This window comes from Raoultibacter massiliensis (genome assembly GCF_900199545.1).
Taxonomy (GTDB): domain Bacteria; phylum Actinomycetota; class Coriobacteriia; order Coriobacteriales; family Eggerthellaceae; genus Raoultibacter; species Raoultibacter massiliensis.
This window is the reverse complement of sequence record NZ_LT962671.1, coordinates 1,723,901-1,744,575: the sequence shown is the minus strand read 5'-3', so window position 1 is coordinate 1,744,575 and position 20,675 is coordinate 1,723,901. Positions and strand designations below refer to the sequence as shown.

The window sequence follows — 20,675 nt, the reverse complement described above, 5'->3', positions numbered from 1 at the left end:
CTGCGGCGGGCGGGCGGTCGGCCGCGAGGGCGGCCGGTTCGCTTTCGGATATGCGCAGCTGCGAAGCATATCCGAAAGCGAACCGTACGGTTGACGCAGCGAACCCGTTGGTAGGAGGAAGCATGATCTGTCCGTTTTGCGGGAGGGTAAGCGATTCCAGCGAGCATTGCACCCGATGCCACGTCGAGTTCAATGACGAGATCCGCGCTGTCGCGCTTAAGGAAGATACGCGCAGCGATCGCGTCGGCCCCGTATCTACGAAGGCTGCGAAGGTCATGCTGTGGGCGTTCATGGCTTTGCTGCTCGTCGCGTTTGTCGTGGTGACCGAGTTCGGCTCCTCTTGGTGGTCTTGAGACCGGGCTTCGGCATAGGGGCGGCTCGCCGGTTGCGTTCTCGGACCGGCGGGCCATCCTTTTTTCAAGTGTCTCCGGCTATCGGGATTCGGGTTTTTCGCAATCCTCGAGGGGCACATCTCCCATACCGGCCGCCCAGAGCATGTAGGCGTTCATGACGCGGTCTTGGGCGGCTATGCCGCTTTCGGCGGTTTTCAGATGTCGAAACGTATCGTTGATTAGCTCGACATCGTAAAGCTCGTACGGGTCCGACCTCAGCCGCTTCGAGACGAGCACGGCGGGAAACGTGTTTGCGGCGTTGTTGTAGATCGTGGCGAGGTTGTTGTAGGCGAGCGTGCGCTCGGCTGTGCTTTCGGCTGGGGCGCGTGCGAGCTCTTCGCGGGCGCGATCGGCTTCGGCTGCAAGTTTCGCAAGGTTTTTGCAGGCCAGCCAAAGCGCGACGAGAAACCCCGTCGCAACGACGGCGGCAAGTGCAATGAAATCGGCGATCATGGGCGGTTTCGCTCCCGTCTGTCGAGGCTTTCGGGCTTTATCGGATGCGGTGCGATCTGATCTCCTCGTCGGTCACGATGCACGAGCGGCGAATATCGGCGATTTTCTTGCCGCTTTTCGTGAAGTCTATGCTCGATGTGCCGCCGACGATGGCGAGCCCGAACGCGCAGAGCATGGTAACGCCGCCTGCGGCGATTCCGTTCGGGTCGATGACTCCCTGCGCAGCGAGAAGCTGCTTGCCCGCAACGAGGACGATGACCCCCGCGAGAGCCGCTGCGCACTTGATGACGGCGACGCGCCTTCGCCCCTTGAGCCGCGTGATCTCGTCGAGGCAGCGCGTCTTCCGCTTCGATGGGTTCTGTGCCATGGTATCCCCCGATCTCCGTGTGGCCGTCGGGTGTCCGTACCGAGCACCCGACGGCGCGTCTTTTCGCTATGCCGGCCGTTACGCCGACGTGCGCTTCTTGTCGAGCATCGCCATATCCCGATTCCACATTCTGGAAAACGGCAGTACATTGAGGGCCGCCGCGATGGAAAGCGCGGCCATGACGGCAAACACGCCGAGCCTGTTCTCCGCTCCGCCCACGGCAACGCCGACCACGATGTTGAGCACCGAGCCGAATGCGATGGCGAAGTTTGCAAGCGAGAGGTTCAGGGGATAGTTCTTCGAGCCGAACCGCTGCCGAGAGAAAGCCGACGCGACGACGGGAACGCCGCCGTAGCAGAAGCCGCAGCAGAACGCACCGACGATGTAGAGGGCCGAGACGCCGGTGGTGAAGGCGCCGACGATGCAGAGCGTCGCGGCAACGGCGACGAGCCCGTCGATGAGCATGGTGGTCTTCACGTTGGTCTTATCGTAGATCATGCCGATGACGATGCGCGCCAGTCCGTTGCAGGTGGAAACGAGGCCGACGAGCAGCGTGGCGAATCCGGCGTCGATGCCGACGAGCTGCGCATCGGATGCGCAGTTGCCGATGGTGGCGAGGCCGATGGCGATCACGACGATCGCCCAGATCCAGTACACGTAGAACAACGGCGTCTTGAGCGCGGCGTCCTCGTCGCCAGGGTCGTAGCCGGTTGACGTCGCCTTCTCGGGTGCCATGAGCGAAACGATGGTGCTCGGCGGCCGGTTGAGCACCAGGGCCAGCGCCAGCACGACGACGAAGGTTACGACCCCGATGGCGATGAACACCGTTGCGAGCCCGAGCAGCGGAACCAGGTTGACTGACAGCGTGCCCAAGATGAGCGAGCCCAGCCCGAATCCCATCATGAGCACACCCGACGAGAAGCCGACTTTGTCGGGGAACCAGACGTTTGTCGTTGCGACGATCGTGTTGTACCCGATTCCGACGCCGAGCCCCCCGAGCACGCCGTAGAACACGTACAGGACGGCGATGCTGCCGTTGCCGAGGGCGCCGGTGCCCGCGAAGCCGAGCAGAAAGAGCGCCGCGGCGATGATGAGCGAGGGCTTGACGCCCAGGCGCGCATCGAGCTGCGATCCGATGACCGCGCCGACGCAGAACGTGATCATCATGATGTTGAAGGTGAGGCCGACCGCTGCCTTGTCGAGCCCGAACGAATTCGTTATGGGAGCTGCGAACATCGAGAAGGCGTAAATGAGGCCGAGGAAGAGCAGGGCCAGGGTGGAGAGCGCCAGGTAAACGGCGCGCCTGCTCTTGATCTGGCTGATGGACAAATCGGACATGAAATCCCTCGCTTAATCGTTGTATGTGCTGATGAGCGGCGCGGATGCGCCAAGATTTCCCCAGTATATGAAAGCGGCCTTCCGAAGACCCTATGGCGCATGCGGTATTTTTCACGGGTGCGGAGGCTGATGTATGGCCGCGAGTACTAGATCGCCGTTTTTCATACCTGCGAGGGGAGGGGCCGCGCATGCGCGGTGATAGCGTGGAGCGAAAAGACGGCGGCATCGTTGCGGGTGCCGGTTTGTGACATCGCATGACGAATGGGGATGAGTGCTGTGGAAATTGCAACGCGGGAAGCCGGCGAGGGCGTGCTGCGCATGACGGTGACGATTGCGGCCGACGAGATGGCCGAGCGCATCAGGAAGGCGGCCATCGTGGTGGCCTTCCGAAGCGAGATCGCCCCCGACCCCGCCATCGCGCCCCAGGAGGCGGTTGAGCGCAAGCTGGGCTGCGACGAGGCGCAGGCGCGCATTGCCGAGCAGGTCATGAAAGATGCCGTTCCGTTCGCGCTGACGCAGGAGCGCATCGACATCGTCGGATCGCCGACCTTTGTCTCCGCTCATCAGGCGAGTGCGGGCAAGCCCTTCGAGTTCATCATGGAGTGCGTGCCGGTGCCCCGTTTCGAGCTGCCTTCCTACGCTCCCGTCTCGATAACGGTGCCTCCCGCGCGCGTTGCCGGCGACGCCGTGGCCGAACGGATCGCGGCGATTGCCGAGCAGCATGCGACATGGGAGGCCGATTCTGAGAAGAGGGCGGTTCGGGCGGGCGATGTCGTCGAGCTGTCGATGGAGACGGAGAAGAACGGCGAGCGCGTGGCGGGGCTTTGTCGGAAATCGAATCGGTACACGGTGGGCTCCTTCGCCATGCCCGATGCGTTCGACGAAGCGGTTGAGGGCATGGAGGCCGGGCAGAGCAGGGAAGTCGTCTACGAGGGGCCGAGCTTCGAGACCGACGGGGCCGGGAATCCGATTATGGAGGAGTATCGCTCCAGGATTACGGTGAAGCGCATTTTGAAGAAAGCCGTGCCTGCCGTGAGCGATTCATGGGTGGCCGCCACCGTTCCCGGATGCGCTACGGTTGCAGAGCTCGAGGCTCGGGTTCGCGGCTCGCTTGAGGAGGAGGCCCGATCCCAGCAGGCAAAGCAGGTTGAGTTCTTGTCGGCGAGCGAGCTTGCGAAGCGGTTCGATGCGCGCATTCCCGATACGGTCTACGAGGCGGCGATGGACGAGGCGAAACGAGAGTTCGCTGCGAAGCTCGCCGAAGAGGATACGACCCTCGAGGATTTTCTGGCGCAGGGGAACGTGGACGAACAGCAGCTGACCGTTTCGCTCATGATGCAGGTGCGCGAGCAGCTCGTGCACCAATTCTCGCTCAACGCGCTTGCCGAGCACTACGGGCTTTCCGTCGACGACTCCGATATGGAGGCGTTCTTCGAAAGCATCGCGCCTGGCAGGGCGATGCAGGCGCGCCTCGATTTCGAACGCTCGGGACGCCTGTTCGCCGCTCAGCGCGCCGCCCTGCGCCTCAAGGCTAACAGGCGCCTTGCCGCCGAGGCGATCATCGACGAGTTCGACGGGGAAGGGATCGGGTAGAGCCGTCGTGGGCGGGAGCGGTCGCAACAGGTATGCCGTGCTTGCGGTCGGCACGGCGACGATGCTCATGTTCGGCACCATATACGCGTGGTCTATATTCATTCCGCCGCTTGAAGCGCAGTTCGGATGGACGCGCAGCCAGACCTCGATCACCTTTTCGATCGCCATGATATGCTTGTCGCTCGGCATGGTTTCGGTTGGCGAGCTGTCGAAGCGGTTTTCCCTCAAGGCCTGCTTCGTCGTTTCTACGGCGCTTATCGCCTTCGGGCTGTTCATGTGCCGTTCGGTTACCGAGTTGTGGCAGCTGTACCTTTTCTACGGGGTCTGCTGCGGGTTCGGATCGGGTATGAGCTACACCGTGTGGACCACCAACGTGCTCGCCTGGTTCGGCGACAGGATCGGGTTTGCGAGCGGCGTGCTCGTCATGGGGTTCGGCATGGGCGCGGCGGTCCTCGGCACGTTCGCCTCTTGGCTCATTTACTCTCCGCTCGGTTGGGAGGCTGCGTTTCTCGCGATAGCGGCCATCGTCGTTCTCGAGGGACTCGTCGCCGTGCGCTTTATCGCGTCGCCCCCGGCTCGAATAGCCGCGCTTGCCCCCAAACGCGACAGGGTCGGCGTGAATCTGCCCGGCTCCCGCGTGGTGCGCGAACCGTCGTTTTGGTTGTTCTGCATCTGGCGAAGCTTCGTTATGGGTCTCGGCGGCGCGATAATCGCCGAAGCGTCCGTCATGATGGCGGGAATCGGATCGAGCGTGGGGCTCGCGACGTTCGCCGCGTGCTGCCTCGGGGCGGGGAACGGGTTCGGCCGCCCGCTCGGCGGCGTGCTCTACGATAGGATCGGCCAGTTCAAGACGCTTGTCCTGCTGCCTGCGTGCGCACTCGCGGTTTCGGTTGCCATGATCGCAGCGTACGTGTTTCGAATGCCGGAGCTTCTTGCTGCGGCGCTGCTTCTCGAGGGAGTGCTCTACGGCATGTACGCAGCCATCAACACCTCGTATATGCGCAACACGTTCGGGCAGGAGCATCTTGCGATGAACACGGGGATCAGCGCCGTTGTGCTGGCGCCGTTCAATCTGGTGTTTCCGCTGCTTGCCGCCGCCATCTTCGAGGCGAGCGGCGAATACCTCGCGTTCTTCCTCATCGTGCCCGCGTTCTCGCTGCTGTCCCTTGCGGCGGGAGCCCTCTGCCGGCCGGCGAACGAGCGGCTCATGAAGCGGTGTCGCGCAGAAACGGCCGAGGAGATCGAAATCGAAGCGGAAGGCGGGCTCGGGGATGGCGTTTCCCGGGCGGGCGATGGCGCGCCATCGGCGGAAGGGGGCGTTGATCCATGGCATGGAACGCCGATCAGATAACGAAACAGGCCGTTCGCAGCGCTGCGGAGGACTACGCGGCGTTCGAGGCTATCGGGCTTGAACATATGAGCGGCATCCGGGTGCTCGATGCGGGGTGCTTCGATGGGTTCAACACGCATCTGAAGTTTGCACCGTATCGGGGCGTTGCGCGGGTGGTTGGAATCGATCCATCGCGTGCGGCGATCGAGAGCGCTCGAAAAAGATACGGATCCGAACGGTTCGAGTTCGTCGAATCGTCGTTTGAGGATTACGCCGCACGGGACGGCTCGTTCGACATCGTGTACCTTTCCCATGCGCTGCAGCATTTCGACGACCCCGCCTGCGCGCTTGCGAAGGCCCGTCGATTGCTCGCCCCCGGCGGCTTCGTGATCGTGAAAACGACAGACGACGGGGCGAAGGTGTCGTATCCCGACCCCGACAAGGCGATGAGGGGGCTGTTCGATCTGTACGAACGCCACGTGCTGCCCGAAACGCCGTGGACGGCGCATACCGACCGCTACTTCGGAAGAAAATGCTACACGCTTCTCAAGCGGGCCGGATTTGCGAGTGTTGCCATAGCGGCGTTCTCCGATAACACCGCCGGGAAAACCCCAGGCGAACGGCGCGCGCTTTTCGAGCGGTGCGCCTATTTTCGGCGAAACGCCCCCGAGGGATCAGATCCCTCCGTTGTGCGAGAGATCCGCGAGGCCGTTGAGCGCTTCGAGCGTTTGTTCGAGCGGGACGACTACTTCTTTTCGACGACCTCATACGTTGCGATCGGGCAGAAGGTCGAGTCGGGGGCGGAGCCCCTCGCCTATTCCGGAAGCACGTTCGGGCGATGCGGGGAAGCCGTTTGCCGCGAAGTTCTGCCGCCCTTGCGCTCCGACGGCACGCGTCTTTCGGTTTCGACGGGCGATTCGGGCGTGCGGACGATTCGCGCCATGCGGGAGGGCGATATCGGCGGCGTCATGCTGATCGAGCTGGAGTCGTTTCCTCAACCGTGGACGCCGCTTGCCTACCTGTCGGAACTGCGGCATAACCCGGCTGCCCGATACCGCGTGCTTGTGGAGGAGGGCGTCGTTGCCGGGTATGTGGGGATCTGGTATCGCGGCGACGGCGCCTGGATCACGCGCATTGCCGTAGGATCTGCGTACCGCTGCGGCGGGCGTGGCGGGGAATTGCTCGACGCGGCTTGCTCGGATGCTGCCGAGCGGGAAGCGGGGGACGTGCTGCTTGAAGTGCGCGCCTCCAACGAGGATGCGCAGCGGTTTTACCTGCATGCGGGATTCGAGGCGGTCGATCGGTGGAAGGGCTACTACGCGGACCCGCCCGACGATGCGATCGTGATGCGCAAGGCTCTTTCCGGCGCATCCTTGCCAAAACAGTAAAACGAGGGCTTGGATGCGTGCCCCCATCCAAGCCCTCAGTGTTTCAGACCGATACTATTATAAGACATAATCTAGTAATTGGCAAGAGAGAAGGAGATCGCCTCCGTTTTTGCGTCATGGGAAGGCAGCCTTGTTTCAAGGAAGGGCGGCAAGCGGGCGGGCGGCTTGTGCCGATGGATGCCGGGCGCCCGCTTGCCGAGCGGTCGAACGGGCGCCCGGCGGTCGGTGCGTTATTCGTATTTTTCCGCAGCGATTTCGAGCTGGTTGATGATGTCGATGCTTTGCGGACACATCTGCTCGCATGCGCCGCATGCGATGCATGTTGATGCCGGCCCTGCAGCGGCTTGCCAGGAATAGAGTCCCTTGACGAACTCGTGATCCTCCACCATGAGCTCGAGGTTGAGCAGGCTCAGGATCTCGGGGATTTTGACTCCCTGAGGGCATTCTTTCACGCAGTACCGGCAGTTCGTGCACGGTACCGTGGGCACGCTCTTCAACGCGGCGATCGCCTCGTCAAGCGCTGCCTGCTCGTCTTCGGTGAACGGTTTGTCCGCTTTGAAGCTCGCTGCGTTGTCGCGCACCTGTTCGAGCGTCGACATGCCCGCCAGCACGGACACCACGTTGGGCAGGTGCCAGCAGAAGCGGTACGCCCAGGAGGCGAGGCTTGCTTCGGGGTTCGCCTCGTGCAGGATCTGGGCCGCGCGCTCGGGAAGGTCGGCAAGGCGTCCGCCGCGCACGGGCTCCATGATAACGACGGGCACGCCATGGCGCGCCGCGACTTCCATGCAGTTGCGCGCTTCGACTACCGGGTCGTCCCAATCGAGGTAGTTCACCTGGAGCTGCACGAAGTCCATATCCGGATGCGCGGTCAAAAGCCCATCGAGAGCTTCGGCGCCGTCATGCATCGAGAAGCCGATATGCTTGATGAGCCCCTCCGCCTTCTTTTGCCGGGCGAACTCCCACATGCCGTATTCGTCGAATCGCGCGGTGCGGTTGCCTCCGACGTTGTGGAGCAGATAGAAATCGATGTAGTCGAGGCCGAGCTGTTCGAGCGAGGTGGCCAGGTTTCCCTTCGCCTCCTCTTCGCTGTCGATCGCCCAAGCAAGGCACTTGGTCGCCACCGTGTAGGCGTTGCGGGGGTATCGGTCGACGAGCGCCTCTTTCACAGCGCGCTCCGACTCGCCCTGATGGTACACGCGCGCAGTATCGAAGTATGTTCCTCCGGCATCGATGAACGTATCGACCATCTGCTTGAACTGCTCGATATCGATGCTGGTCTGGTCTTCGGGGTCGAGCAACGGCAGGCGCATGCATCCGAAGCCGAACTTCGGAATCGATTCAAACTCTTGTTTCATGGGGCTCCTCTCATAATGTTGCGATCCTATCCTAATTCTTGGAGTTCACTCCAAGTCAAGGGGCAATTCGGAAAAACGCATAAACGAGAGCCGAAGTCGTGTCGATCGGTTGGCTTGCAGCTTCGCTCTTTGCACCAAGCGGGTGCAAAGGCGATCCGAACCAAAAAAAGCGCGGGAGCTTTGCAGCTGCCCGCGCTTTGCGTCGAAGGCGCAGACCTACGCCGTCGATCCTCCTCAACTGCTGCCCGCGCCGGCGCAGCATGCGTAGCAGTGGTTTCCGAACCGTATATCGCGTTCGAGCGGCAAAGACGCATCGTTCGCATAATCTGCGATCGTGAGCTTGGCGGTACACGGCAGCTTTGCTGCTTGGTTGAAATCGCAGTCGAACACCGTGCCATCCCAGCCAACCGAAAGCTGGCTCCTGCACATCATCGCGCTTACGGTATCGGGATTGAATGCCGCGATGAGCTTTTCCATATACGGCTTGAGGTTCCCCGTCTGTTCAAGGCGGTTTCCGAAACGGCCGAGCGGATTGTTCGCGATGGCAAACAGGTTGTTGAAGGCGATGCCGAAGTCCGCATCGAGCTTTTGCCTGTACTCCCGCTCGAGCGTTTCCTGGTCAGGGGGAAGAAACGCGCCTGTCGGATTGTATACCAGATCGAGCTCGGGTCCGCCTTTCGAGCCGTATCCGAGTTCGTTGAGGCGGCGGAGCATCCTGATCACGGGGTCGAACGATCCCGCTCCGCGCTGTTTTTCCATTGTCCGCTGCGAATAGTGGGGAAGCGACGCGACGACGGTTGCGCCGAGATGGGCGTAGACTTCGGGCAGATGCTCGTAGCCGGGTTCCTGCAAGATCGCAAGGTTCGATCGGACTATTATAGTGCCGTCTTTGCGAGCAGCCTCGCCAAGGAACCATTCGAAATCAGGATTCATTTCGGGAGCGCCGCCGGTTATGTCGAGAGTTTCGAATCCGCGGCTGCGATAGACCTCCAAACACTGCTCAAGCGTATTCCGGCTCATGACTTCGGTGCGGTTCGGTCCCGCTTCGACATGGCAGTGTTTGCACGCGAGATTGCATCGGCGGCTGATGTTTACCTGCAAAACGTCGAGTTCGCTGTTCGTGCGGCGATAAGGCTCTGCCACGCGTTCGACAAACGGGGAAAACGAATCGAGCGTTGTCTGGGCGGATGCGCTTGCTTCGGGCATGATCTACATTTCCAGGTTTTTGACGATGTTCTTCATCTGCACGCCGTGGACGAGAGCTGCGCCTCCCCGGATGGCGTTGGCCACGTGGAACGCTTCGGTCATCTGCTCTTCAGTGACCCCTTTTTCGAGGCATGATTGAGTGTACGAGTCAATGCAGTACGGACATTGCACGGCACCTGCTACCGCGAGTGCGATCAGCGCCTTTTCGCGTGCTGTAAGCGCTCCCTCTTCGAACACCTTGCCGTAGTAGGCCATGTAGAGATCCCAAAGCTCGGGCGCCTCTTCTCCCATGGTCGAGAATTTGCCGAGATCTTCGGGTTTGTAGTAGGTTTCCATGGCTGCGCTCCAATCGGTTCGAACGGAAACATTGGCTTCGCCAATGCATATAAGACTATTGCATATAGTAGACATAAACTAATAAAAAAGCAAGATTTGCGAGCGGGGGATCGGCTCGCATGAAGGACGTTTGCCTGCGAAATCCGCGCCTGGTGCGGGGGTTTCGCGCCTGGTGCGGGGGTTTCATTTGCCTGTAAGCGCCGTGCCGTCCAAGGGGCATCCCTTGTTGCGCGGGGCGCGCTTGCCGCGTAAAGCGCGCTTGTCGAGCTGTCTTGTGCGGCGGCATTCGCCTGCCGGATGTCCTGCGCGCGGTTGCGTCAGATGGGAAGCTTCAAGCCGTCGAGGGCGGAGCGCACGCGCCCGTCGTATTGGTCGAGGTGCGCCTCAAGTTCGGCGAGCGTCACGGGTTCGTCGTAGTGCATGGCGAGATGGGTTAGGTAGATCGTGCCCGCTTCGAGTTCGAGCCCCTCCTCGATCGTTTCCTGCACGCTGTGATGCGCGTCGGGGCTCCAATTGCGCTTCCAGAAGGTCGCATCGAGAATCAGGACGTCGACGCCCTTCACGCGCTCCGCTGTTTCGCTTGGCAGCCTGCCCGAGTCGGATGCGTAAAAAAGCTTGGTCAGCGGCGTTTCGATGAGGTAGCCGTACGTTCCCGGTGCGTGGGTTGCGGGAAGCGCGGTGTACGTTGCGCCGTCGAACTCGATGCTGTCGAAGGGCTTGAGCTCACGGGCTTCGAGGCAGTACATCATGTAGCCGAACTCGCGGCCGATGCCCTCAAGCGCATCGGCGCTTGCGAAGGTGGGCAGCGCCTGCTTCGTGACGAGCTGCACCATGTACTCCAGCTCGCCGAGGCCGCCGATGTGGTCGAAGTGCGCATGCGTATACAAAAGCTGATCGAACGAGCGCACGTTTTCGCGTATGAGCTGATGGCGAATGTCGGGCGGCGTGTCGATGACGAGTCGCTTTTCACCCTCGATCATGATGCCGCAATCGCCGCGGCGCGCCCGAGGATCGCGGCGCGCTTCTTCGCAGGCAGGACAGTCGCAGAAGAAGGCGGGAACGCCGCAGCCCGCTCCCGTGCCGAGGAACGTGAAGGTGTGGGACATCTGAGTTCGTTCGTCGGCGCTTTCGGGTATGTTTGTCGGATCGCTGATCTGCCGTTCGGTGCGATCGGTGCTCATGGGTGCCTCGCTTCTGCCCGGTATCGTTTTCTAGATAGTATAAACCTCGGGCGACCGCTTGCTTCGGAAAGGTTGTGCGCGGGGGAATGCGTGTTGCGCTCCCGAAAGCTCGGTTTGCTGCTGAACCAGCAGCGACCTGGTGTTCCATGGTTTCACGCAGGCGACCGGTTTTCGCTCGGCAGCGGGAGGTCCGATTTTGCGCCAGAAATAAGGCATTCACGGACAGATCGCCTCCATGGAAGCGCGCATCCGCCCCTGGGCTAGCTTCCCGTCTTTCGGGTTTCGCTTTGCCTGATGTCGCGCTCGTTCAATCGCGGCCGCCCGTTTTTCTTTGCTGCGCTCCTTGCGCCCAGCTCGTCCCGCATGCCCGGTATTCCGAACGCCGCCCCGCTCGCCATGCGTGTTCGGGCTGGGAAACACCGTGTCGGCTCGTCGATTGCGTTTCCGGCACTCGCCATTTTGCCGACGGCTGCCGTCTTGCGGCGTGTTCGGGGTGCGCAAACCGCTTCAGGCGGTCTTTTCGTCGGGCGCTCGGTACCAGTCGCGGAAGCATCGATTGCTTCGTTCATGTATTCTTGACTCGATATTATATAATGGATGCCGTCCAATAGGAGTATTGGTCGCATAATGGAGTCAGGCGAATGTGTCAGGAGGAAGCGAGAGAATCGGATCCGCTGGACGGATCAAGGCGACGGGGGTGACCGGTGTCCGGTCAGTAGGCCGAATGCGATCGCGCGTCTTCGCTTCGGGTATCGAGCGGGCGAGTGGCCGATCCCGTTCCGCGAGCGGTGTAGTCCGAATTTGGGGAATTCCGAATTAGTACCGATAGGCTTACCTCGCATGCTGGATTAAATCTTCCAGTGTGATGTATGCGCTTCGGGGCTCCCTTAGACTGGGCTCGGTGATCCGTAGGATTCTCTTATCCGCACGCTACGTGTCCCATTGTGCGAATGTAATTGGAAAGACGAGTAGAGGGGAAGGTAGATGACAGAAATCGATATCCATGCCGATGGCGTCGAGATGGTTAAGTCGCTCTGCTATTTCTGCCATGCGAATTGCGGCGTCCTTGCCTACGTCAAGGACGGCGATGTAATCAAGATCGAAGGCGATCCTGATTATTCGAACCACGGCGGGTTATGCTGCCGCGGTACGAGTGCGCTCTTGCATGTCAACCACCCCGCCCGCATCAACCATGCGCTCAAGCGCGTAGGCGAAAAGGGCGAGGGGAAATGGGAGCAGATTCCATACGACCAGGCGATCCAAGAGGTGGCCGAAAAGCTCAACCAGATCAAGGCTGAAAGCGGAGCGGAAGCGGTTGCCACGGCCGGCGGTACAACGCGCACCGACGACTGGGCGCGTCGCCGCTTTCTCAACCAGTTCGGTTCGCCGAACGGTTTCCACAACGCGCTTCTGTGCTGGATCCCGACGTTCATGGCCGAGACCTGCGTGGCTGGCTGGTCGCCGTTCGAGACCGATCTCGGCGGTGCGAAGTGCCTGATCCTCTGGGGTATGAATCCCGGCGCCTCCACGCTTGGCGGCATGGACGGCTACACCGACCTGCAGAAGGCCGGCTTGAAGATCATCGTCGTCGACCCCCGCTATTCCGAGACGGCTTCCAAAGCCGACCTGTGGGTGCCGCTGCGCCCCGGATCCGATGCGGCGCTCGCCCTTGCCATGCTGCATACCATCATCTACGAAGGCATGTACGACTTCAACTTCGTGAACGAATGGTGCGATGGATTCGACGAGCTGCGCGAGCACGTTAAAGACTACACGCCCGAATGGGCCGCCCCCATCACGTGGCTCAAGCCCGAACAGATCCGCGAAGTGGCGCGCATGTACGCCATGAACCGTCCCGGCTGCATCCAGTGGGGCTGCACGTGGGACCAGATCGGCCGCGCTTCCACCACCGGCAGCCATGCCATCGCGCTCATCCGCGCGGTCTGCGGCAACCTGGATGTTCCCGGCGGCGACGGCATGCCCGGTCCCTCGCTCGGCTTCTTGACCGACGAGGAAATGGAGGCCAACGAATGCCTGCCCGAGGAGCAGAAGGCGAAGCAGATCGGCTCCAACAAGTTCAAGCTTACCTCGTGGCCCGGCTATCAGCTCATTTCCGACAACGCGAAGCGCACATGGGGCAAGACGCTGCCCACCGAGTGGTTCTGCGAGGCTCACGGCCCGAGCGTGTTCAAGGCCATCATCACGGGTGATCCCTACCCGGTGCGCGCGCTCATCGTGAACGCTACGAACCCGGTCAATTCCTACGGCGATGCCAAGATGACGCTGCAGGCTTTGAAGCAGTGCGAATTCCTGGTTACCGTCGATTACTGGATGACCCCGGCGGCCCTGTTCTCCGACTACGTGTTCCCGGCGGCCGGCGCCCTCGAGCGTCCTACCATCGTGACCCACTACGGCGCAACCGACTCCTTCATGGGCGGCAGGCGCGCCATCCAGCCGAAGTACGATCGCCATACCGACATGACGTTCTGGCGCAAGCTTGGTTTGGCTTGCGGCCAGGATCCCGAGATGTGGCCGTGGGAGACCGAGGAAGAGGCGTACTACCACATCCTCAAGCCTTTGGGCCTCTCCATCAGTTGCTATAACGATTTCGTCGATTACTACCGCATGTACTACCCGCCGCTGCATCAGAACAAGTTCATCACCAACGGCGGCTTCTGGACTCCTTCGGGCAAGGTCGAGTGCAATTCCTCCATCTTGCGTCAGCTCGGTTATTCGGGCATGCCCACCTATATCGGCTGCATCGAAAACGAGATCGATACGCCCGAGATCGCCGAGGAGTACCCGATCGTGCTCACCACGGGCGGCGGATTCATGCCGTACCATCACTCCGAGCACTTCCAGATGGAAGGCATCCGCTTCCTGTACCCCGATCCGTACTTCTCCATCAACCCCGAACTTGCCGAAAAGCTCAAGATCGAGTACGGCGATTGGTGCTGGATCGAGACGCGCCGCGGCCGCATCAAGATGCGGGCGAACGTGGAGCCCGAAGTGCATCCGAACGTGGTGTTCGCGCCGCGCGGCTGGTGGTTCCCCGAGCGCGACGGCTCGGCCGATCTCGACAACCCCTTCGGCTGTCTCGAATCCAATGTCAACGTGCTCACCTCGGTCGACGACTGGGATTGCGATCCCATGGGCGGCTCGTGGGCGAACCGCGGCCTTATGTGCAAGGTGTACAAGTGCGGCGAGTTCGACAAGGAGTACAAGCCGTCCGATACGCAGTTCTCCATTCCCGGCTCGTCGAAGGAGCCGGGCGTGACGGTTATGCCGAGCGATCAGCATCTTGCTCGCGAGCCCATTCCGTTCGAGGTTCCGCAGCCTCCCGAGGAGGTTCCCGAGGGCTACGAGTGGGTGTGGCAGAGCGGTAACCTGTATACGAAAGACACGCACTTCCGCCTTGACGAATCGGGCTGGCTCATCAACCCGAGGACCAAGGGATACCATGATGCCTACACCGGCTGGCGCTACGATGCGGCCAACGAGTGCCTGGTCGACGACGAGACCGGCAAGATGTACACGATGGACCGCGAGGAGATCCCGTTCGTGGCGGGCATCCGCTGCCATCCGGGTTCCGAAGCCGCTCCGTACGAGGTTCCCGAGCAGCTTACCTGGGATGTTGCGAAGGGGCACGCCGTGCTTGGTGATCTCGCCTTCGTCTACGATCCCAACAGCGGATGGCTCATCGATCCGGAAACGGGTGCGTTCCACGATGCCTACTACGGCTACACCTACGATGCCGAGCGGGCCTGTTTGGTAGACGAGGCGAGTGGCAGATGCTTCGACATGGGCTACAACGAGCTGGTTGCCGAAGAGCCCGAGCCGGCAAGCGAAGAGGCCGCGCCCGAAGGTGCCGCCGCGGCCGAGGAAGGAGAATAGACATGACACGGTACGTGATGGTCATCGACAAACGTCGCTGCATCGGCTGCCAGTCGTGCACGGTCGCTTGTCGCACGTGGAACGACCTGCCGTTGGATATTGTGTACAACCCGGTCGTTACCGAGGGAACCCAGGGAACCTGGCCCAACGTGCACCGCGATTGGACTCCGCTTCTGTGCATGCACTGCGCCAATCCCGAGTGCGTTCCCTGCTGCCCCACGGGCGCAAGCCAGCAGGACGAGGACGGTACGGTCTGGATCGATTCCAAGAAGTGCATGGCCTGCAAGGTGTGCGTGAACGCATGCCCCTACGGCATGCGCGACGCATCGCATCTCGAACCTCGCCTGCATCGCTTCGTGCGCAAGTGCACGTTCTGCCGCGATCGCCGTCAGATGGATCCGAGTTCGAAGCCCTACTGCGTGGACACCTGCCATCAGAAGGCGCGCATCTTCGGGGATCTCGACGATCCCGAGAGCGAGGTTTCGAAGCTCATCGGTTCGGTGAAAACGGAACGTCTTTTCACCGAATTCGGTACCGACCCGCAGATCTACTATATTCCCGAGTTGGGAGGTAAGGCGTAATGAAACATCATTATTGGGAGATGCCGATCGTCATCTATCTGTTCTTGGGTGGCCTCGGCGGCGGCATCATGTTCCTTTCCGCCATCTTCGATTTCTTCATCGCACCGGGTGCAGGCGTGCTGTTCGCGTGGCCGATGTTCATCGCGCTGGCTGCGCTCGCCGTCGGCTGTTTCTTTTTGGTGTTCGAACTCGGCCAGCCCCTCGTGTTCTGGCGCGTATGGACCACGGCGACGGCCATCATCAAGTGGGGCGCAACGCTTTTGGTCATCGCCATGGTGTTCGGAGCCCTGTGGTGGGCATCGTATCTGCCGTGGGAATGGATCAGCGGGCTGGCTGGCGTTTTGGCTGGCGGGCGCGGCGCGTTCCTCGCTATCGCGGGCTTTGCGGGCTTCGGCATCATGGTGTACACGGGCGTCATGCTCTCCACGTTGAAGGCCCATGCGTTTTGGGCGACTCCGGCGCTTCCCGTGCTGTTCACGATTTCGGCAACCTCCACCGCCTGCGCGGCAATCGCGCTCGGCTTGGGCGGCTGGCCGGTTGAATTCAGCCTTGAGGCAGCGGTCGTTGCGGAGATTATCCGCGAGATCATCCACGTCGTCGACATCGTGCTCGTATGCGCCGAGATCGTGGTGCTGCTCATCATGGTGCTTTCGTTCTTCGGTGCCGGCAACGTGACGGCCAAGGCCGTGGCGACCCGCTGGGTCAAGGGCAAGACCGCACCGCTGTTCTGGATCGGAATGCTTGGATTCGGCTTGGTCATTCCGCTCATCCTGTACGTCGGCGGAGCTCATTCCCCGGCTTCCGAGGTGGTTGCTCCGGTGCTGGTCCTGCTCGGCGGTTTGCTGCTGCGCTACCTGTGCGTCTATTCCGACGAGCGCGCCGAGATTCCGGGCGAGAACCGCTACTACAATCGCATCGCCAAGGGCGACGAGAACTTCGTTTCCAAATGGCGCGGCAAGGAGAACCTCTACTAGGGTATCTCGTCGATCGACACAGAAGGCCGGTGCGGCTCTGCGCCGCACCGGCCGATTGGGAACAGCATTTGCTATGATGGGAGGCGCCGGATGATTTCGGTGCCTTCTAACGGATGGGAGCGAAAACCGTGGATCGTACGATCGTGCATGATGCGTTGACGGGAAGCGCGATAGCGTTTGATGAGCACGCGTGTGTTCTGCTCGACGGGGCAGACCAGACGCATGCCCATACCGCTGCGCGATCACTGTTCTTTCCGGGTTGCTCGGTCATCAACTTCGCGCCTTCGCTCATGGGCGCGGTGTATGCGATGCTCGAAAGAGCGGGTGAGGCCGATGGCATCTCGCTTTTATGCTGCGGCAAGCTGCTTGCCTTCGAACCCGATGCCGAAAACGTATGCCCTGCCTTCGAAGCCGATCTGCTCGCATCCCTTCGAAACGCCGGCGTGAAGCGCGTCATCACGGCGTGCCCGAACTGCACGGCGGAGCTGAGGCGGGTGCTTGCGAAAAGCGAGGAAGACCTCGGCATCGAAGTGGCCGTTTTGCCCGAGGTGCTTGGATCGTGCGGCATCGGGGTCGGCGAAGAAGCCGTGCGTTCGTTCTTCGACGAAAACGGCATGGCATACGCGGGGGCTGCGCCGAAGCTGACGGTGCAGGATTCGTGCCCCGACCGCAAAACCGGGGAATTCGCGCGCGGTACGCGCAGCCTCCTTCCCGCCGGATCGGTGGTGGAAATGGAGCATAGCCGCACGGCTTCGATGTGCTGCGGATCTCTGGCCAAGGCTGCGGGCAAAAACGACGCCGCGACACGGCAATCGCAGCGTCGCGGCGAAGAGGGCGTTGCCGCAGGCGCCGATGCGATCGTGACGGCGTGCATGAGCTGCGCTTCGCAGCTGTCGAACTTCCAGGATGCACTGCCCGTCATCCACTACCTCGAGCTTTTGTGCAACGAGCGCATAGATTGGGCGTCGCTTCCTCCTTACTTGCAGGTGAGGTTTCTTTTCGAGACGCATTCGGGCAGACGCGATTACCGTGGGCTCGCCGATGCTTCGCCCGGTTGCTGCGGCGCCGTTGCGGCCGATTGCGCCGAGGCGTCCGAAGCGGGGGAGTGGTAGGCATGGTGCGCGAACTCAAGCCTACCAACTGCCATTTCTGCGGGTACCTCTGCGCGTTTACCGCAACGGTGGAAGACGGTCGCGTGGTAGATCTCGAGCCCGATGTTACGCGCTATCCCTACGACGAGAAGATCGTCAAGGGATGCAGGCGCTGGCGCATGAACCTCGATGTGCTCGAGGACGAAGAGCGCATCAACTACCCTCTCCGCCGGACGGGCGAGCGGGGGTCTAACGAATGGGAACGCGTGAGCTGGGACGATGCGCTCGACGATATTGCCGAGCGCTTGCGGGCTCTGGCGAAAGAGCACGGCCCCGCCACGCTTGCGAGTGCGATCGGGGGGCCGCACGCGTCGTTTTGGCCGCTGCACCGCTTTATGAGCCTGTTCGGATCTCCCAACAACATGGGCATCGGGCAGATCTGCTGGAATCCGCGAATCTGGATGGATGCGCTGACGTTCGGCTGGACGGTGGAGGCGGATATCGATCCGACTCTCACCGAAGCGGTGTTCATATGGGGGACGAATCCGGCCCAGTCCGACAATTCGGCGTTTTGGCGCTCGCTCATCGGCATTTCGAAGAGCGAGGTGCCGCTTGTAGTCGTCGATCCCCGCCGAACGCAGGTTGCCGCGCGGGCCGATCTGTGGTTGCCTATACGGCCGGGAACCGATTGCGTGCTCGCGCTGGGACTCATCCACGTCATCGTCGAAGAGGGTCTGGCCGATCGCGACTTCGTCGAACAGTGGTGCCATGGATACGACGAGCTGGTCGAGCATGTGAAACCCTACACGCCGAAAGCCGTGGGCCGGGTGTGCGGGCTTGCGCCCGAGGATATCGAGCGGGCTGCGCGCATATTCGGAGGTGCCGGTGCGGCGGTTCTCGTATCGGGACGCGGCGTCGACCAGATCGGCCCCGACGTCTCCCCGACCCATCGCGCCATCTGCTGCTTGCGGGCGATCACCGGCAACGTTGACAAGCGGGGGGCTTGCGTGCTCGCCGAAATGAGCGATTTCACGCCCGAGGTCGATCTCGAAATGAGCGCTCGCATGACCGATGAGCAGAGGGCGGCGTGCCTGAATACGCCCTATACCCCCTTGCAGTGCTACGAAGGCTACGAGCGGGTGCGGCGTTTGACCGAGAAGCTGGGGCGGCGCCTGCCGGTCCGCTACCTTACCTCGGCGCATCCCGACCTTGTGCTCAAGGCCATGATCGAGGGCGACCCGTATCCGGTGCGTGCTCTGATCGTCGAAGCCACCAATCCGCTGCTTACCTACGCCGACACCCATCGGGTCTTCAAGGCGCTCATGTCGCTTGATCTGCTCGTGGTTCTCGAATACTACATGACGCCCACGGCCAGCATCGCCGACTACGTGCTGCCTGCCGCCGGGGCGATCGAACGTCCGACGTTCCAGGCCCACGGAGGTGTGGCGAACATCGCTTACGGGGGTCCTGCGGCCGTCGATCCGTACTACGGAAGAAAGACCGACTACGATGTGTTCCGCGAACTCGGGCTTCGCCTCGGGCAGGCGGAGGATTGGCCTGATGCGACCCTGCAGGAAGCCTATGCCCGGACGCTCGCCGAGGCGGGAGTCTCGTGGGAGGACTACTGCACGACGGGTTTGTACTGGCGCCCGCCCGCCTACGAAAAGCACAAGCTGCCGGGGGCCGACGGCGAACCTGCGGGATTCGCAACGACGACCGGCAAGATCGAGCTTGCCTGCGAAGTCCTCGATGCGCTCGGCGGCGATAGGCTGCCGTCGCCGTCGCCGCGATTCGCTTCCCTCGTGACCTCTTGCGGCCTCGAGGGCGAAGAGCCGGCAACGGGGGCCTCCGACGGCGCGTCTCCTTCTGGGGCGGCGGATCGAAACGACGGCCTCGTCCTCATCACCGGCGCGCGCAAGCAGCCCTACAACGCGTCGATGTTCTTGGCGAACGGGGATTTCAGGGAGAGCTATCCCGATCCGTTGGTTGAGGTCAGCCCCCGGACGGCCGAGCGCCTTGGGCTCGCCTCGGGCGATCGCGTGACGCTCTCGAACGAAAAGGGCGAGGCAAGCTTTATACTGAAAACAGCTCCCATGCGCGACGATGTCGTGAGTGCCGATTACGGGTGGTGGTATCCCGAAAGAGAACCCGGCGCACCGGGTTTCGGCGGCATATGGGAATCGAACATCAACACCCTGACCGACTGCTCGGTGGCAGACGGCGAGGCGATGATAGGAACCTGGTCGTACAACGCGATTCGCTGCACGATCAGAAAAACGGACGAACCGACGGCGTGAGCCGTAAGGTCGAGACGAGATGTGAGGAGTCATTTCATGGCGGAAAAGAAACACGCCCTGCTCTTGTTCAGCAAGCCTCCGATTCCCGGAACGGTGAAGACCCGTTTGGTGGCAAGCGGGCCGTTCTCGAACGAGCAGGCTGCAGAGTTTTTCAAGAGGAGCCTGTTCGATGTATCCGAGCTCTGCATGCAAGTGCTGCTTGAAATGCAGGCTGAAAACGACGAATTGGTGGCGAGCGATCCCGATGCGACGAAGATCACCTACGACTTCTTCGTATCCACGACGCCCGCCGACAACGTCGAGATAATGAAGGCGACGTACGATGAGATCGGGCCTTGGCCGATGGAGATCCACTACCTGACCGACAAGGGCGCGACTTTCGACGACCACTTCGACGATGCGTTCGCCCAGATATTCGCTCTCGGCTACGAAAGCATCGTCTCGGTCGGCGGCGACATACCCACCATGCCGCGCTCCCATGTGTCGCAGGCGTTCGCGTGGCTCGACTACTTCCAGTCGCTTGGAACGCCGGGATTCGTTCAGGCTCCGTGCCAGGAGTGCGGCACCTCGCTTGTCGGTTTCAGCCGCAACACGCCGATCGATCACCAGGGCGTGTACTACAACACCGGCGGGCGTCCGGCGCTCGACGGCTACGTGGAGAAGCTCCAGGAGAAAGACATCCCCTCGGCGTTTCTCTCGCCGGTGTCCGACGTCGACGAGATGGAAGATCTCGCCCATACGGTTTCATGCATCCGCGCCATCGCGCAAGCGGCGAAATCGCAGCCGGGCATCTACGTTCCGCAACGCGTGCTCGACTGGGTCGATTTCATCGGCCTGCGCATAACCACGCCGCCCAATGAAAACCACGATCCTCGCAACTACATCGACGAATAGAGGCC

17 protein-coding genes are annotated in these 20,675 nt (G+C 61.7%); 10 read left to right on the top strand and 7 right to left on the bottom strand.

Annotated features, from left to right (window positions below; all coding sequences use genetic code 11):
* The first annotated feature begins 122 nt into the window (after positions 1-122).
* Complete coding sequence (locus C1719_RS11755; RefSeq protein ID WP_146007893.1) at positions 123-353, top strand: hypothetical protein; 231 nt, start codon at positions 123-125, stop codon at positions 351-353.
* A gap of 78 nt (positions 354-431) precedes the next feature.
* On the opposite strand, the gene C1719_RS11750 is transcribed toward C1719_RS11755, so the two are convergent.
* The 3 genes from C1719_RS11750 to C1719_RS11740 form a co-directional block, all read right to left on the bottom strand.
* On the bottom strand, positions 432-845 hold the full coding sequence (locus C1719_RS11750; protein ID WP_102375285.1) for a hypothetical protein: 414 nt from the start codon (positions 843-845) through the stop codon (positions 432-434).
* A 37-nt stretch (positions 846-882) separates the two neighbouring features.
* Positions 883-1,212 carry a hypothetical protein gene (locus C1719_RS11745; protein WP_102375284.1) on the bottom strand — a complete coding sequence of 110 codons (330 nt, stop codon included), beginning with the start codon at positions 1,210-1,212 and terminating at the stop codon, positions 883-885.
* A 78-nt stretch (positions 1,213-1,290) separates the two neighbouring features.
* Positions 1,291-2,550 carry an MFS transporter gene (locus C1719_RS11740; RefSeq protein ID WP_102375283.1) on the bottom strand — a complete coding sequence of 420 codons (1,260 nt, stop codon included), beginning with the start codon at positions 2,548-2,550 and terminating at the stop codon, positions 1,291-1,293.
* Between the two features lie 276 nt (positions 2,551-2,826).
* Between C1719_RS11740 and C1719_RS11735 the strand changes: the two genes are divergently transcribed.
* The 3 genes from C1719_RS11735 to rimI are packed head-to-tail and all read left to right on the top strand — an operon-like array spanning position 2,827 to position 6,861.
* Positions 2,827-4,143 (top strand): trigger factor, encoded by a 1,317-nt coding sequence (locus C1719_RS11735; protein WP_180963578.1) that lies wholly within the window; start codon positions 2,827-2,829, stop codon positions 4,141-4,143.
* Between the two features lie 7 nt (positions 4,144-4,150).
* On the top strand, positions 4,151-5,494 hold the full coding sequence (locus C1719_RS11730; protein ID WP_102375281.1) for an MFS transporter: 1,344 nt from the start codon (positions 4,151-4,153) through the stop codon (positions 5,492-5,494).
* The gene (rimI, locus tag C1719_RS11725) at positions 5,470-6,861 is read left to right on the top strand and encodes a ribosomal protein S18-alanine N-acetyltransferase (protein ID WP_102375280.1); all 1,392 of its coding nucleotides are present in this window, start codon (positions 5,470-5,472) and stop codon (positions 6,859-6,861) included. Before C1719_RS11730 ends, rimI begins: the two co-directional genes overlap by 25 nt.
* 230 nt (positions 6,862-7,091) lie before the next feature.
* On the opposite strand, the gene C1719_RS11720 is transcribed toward rimI, so the two are convergent.
* From C1719_RS11720 to C1719_RS11700, 4 genes are all read right to left on the bottom strand, one after another.
* A complete protein-coding gene (locus tag C1719_RS11720; RefSeq protein WP_102375279.1) occupies positions 7,092-8,216 on the bottom strand; it encodes an aldo/keto reductase in 1,125 nt (374 codons plus the stop codon).
* Between the two features lie 234 nt (positions 8,217-8,450).
* Positions 8,451-9,422 (bottom strand): arsenosugar biosynthesis radical SAM (seleno)protein ArsS, encoded by a 972-nt coding sequence (gene arsS / locus C1719_RS11710; protein ID WP_102375277.1) that lies wholly within the window; start codon positions 9,420-9,422, stop codon positions 8,451-8,453.
* Positions 9,423-9,425: 3 nt separating this feature from the next.
* Entirely contained in the window at positions 9,426-9,758 is a 333-nt protein-coding gene (locus C1719_RS11705) for an arsenosugar biosynthesis-associated peroxidase-like protein (protein WP_102375276.1), read from the bottom strand.
* A gap of 317 nt (positions 9,759-10,075) precedes the next feature.
* A complete protein-coding gene (locus C1719_RS11700) occupies positions 10,076-10,939 on the bottom strand; it encodes an MBL fold metallo-hydrolase (protein ID WP_102375275.1) in 864 nt (287 codons plus the stop codon).
* A gap of 984 nt (positions 10,940-11,923) precedes the next feature.
* Between C1719_RS11700 and C1719_RS11695 the strand changes: the two genes are divergently transcribed.
* From C1719_RS11695 to C1719_RS11670, 6 genes are all read left to right on the top strand, one after another.
* Positions 11,924-14,833 carry a molybdopterin-dependent oxidoreductase gene (locus C1719_RS11695; RefSeq protein ID WP_102375274.1) on the top strand — a complete coding sequence of 970 codons (2,910 nt, stop codon included), beginning with the start codon at positions 11,924-11,926 and terminating at the stop codon, positions 14,831-14,833.
* Positions 14,834-14,835: 2 nt separating this feature from the next.
* Entirely contained in the window at positions 14,836-15,414 is a 579-nt protein-coding gene (locus C1719_RS11690; protein ID WP_102375273.1) for a 4Fe-4S dicluster domain-containing protein, read from the top strand.
* Positions 15,414-16,388, top strand: coding sequence for an NrfD/PsrC family molybdoenzyme membrane anchor subunit (nrfD, locus tag C1719_RS11685; RefSeq protein WP_102375272.1), 975 nt, complete (start codon positions 15,414-15,416; stop codon positions 16,386-16,388). The genes C1719_RS11690 and nrfD overlap by 1 nt, the downstream gene beginning before the upstream one ends.
* Positions 16,389-16,516: 128 nt before the next feature.
* The gene (locus tag C1719_RS11680; RefSeq protein WP_180963577.1) at positions 16,517-17,500 is read left to right on the top strand and encodes a heterodisulfide reductase-related iron-sulfur binding cluster; all 984 of its coding nucleotides are present in this window, start codon (positions 16,517-16,519) and stop codon (positions 17,498-17,500) included.
* A gap of 2 nt (positions 17,501-17,502) precedes the next feature.
* A complete protein-coding gene (locus C1719_RS11675) occupies positions 17,503-19,776 on the top strand; it encodes a molybdopterin-dependent oxidoreductase (protein WP_102375270.1) in 2,274 nt (757 codons plus the stop codon).
* A gap of 36 nt (positions 19,777-19,812) precedes the next feature.
* A complete protein-coding gene (locus tag C1719_RS11670) occupies positions 19,813-20,670 on the top strand; it encodes a TIGR04282 family arsenosugar biosynthesis glycosyltransferase (protein WP_102375269.1) in 858 nt (285 codons plus the stop codon).
* Positions 20,671-20,675: the final 5 nt, after the last annotated feature.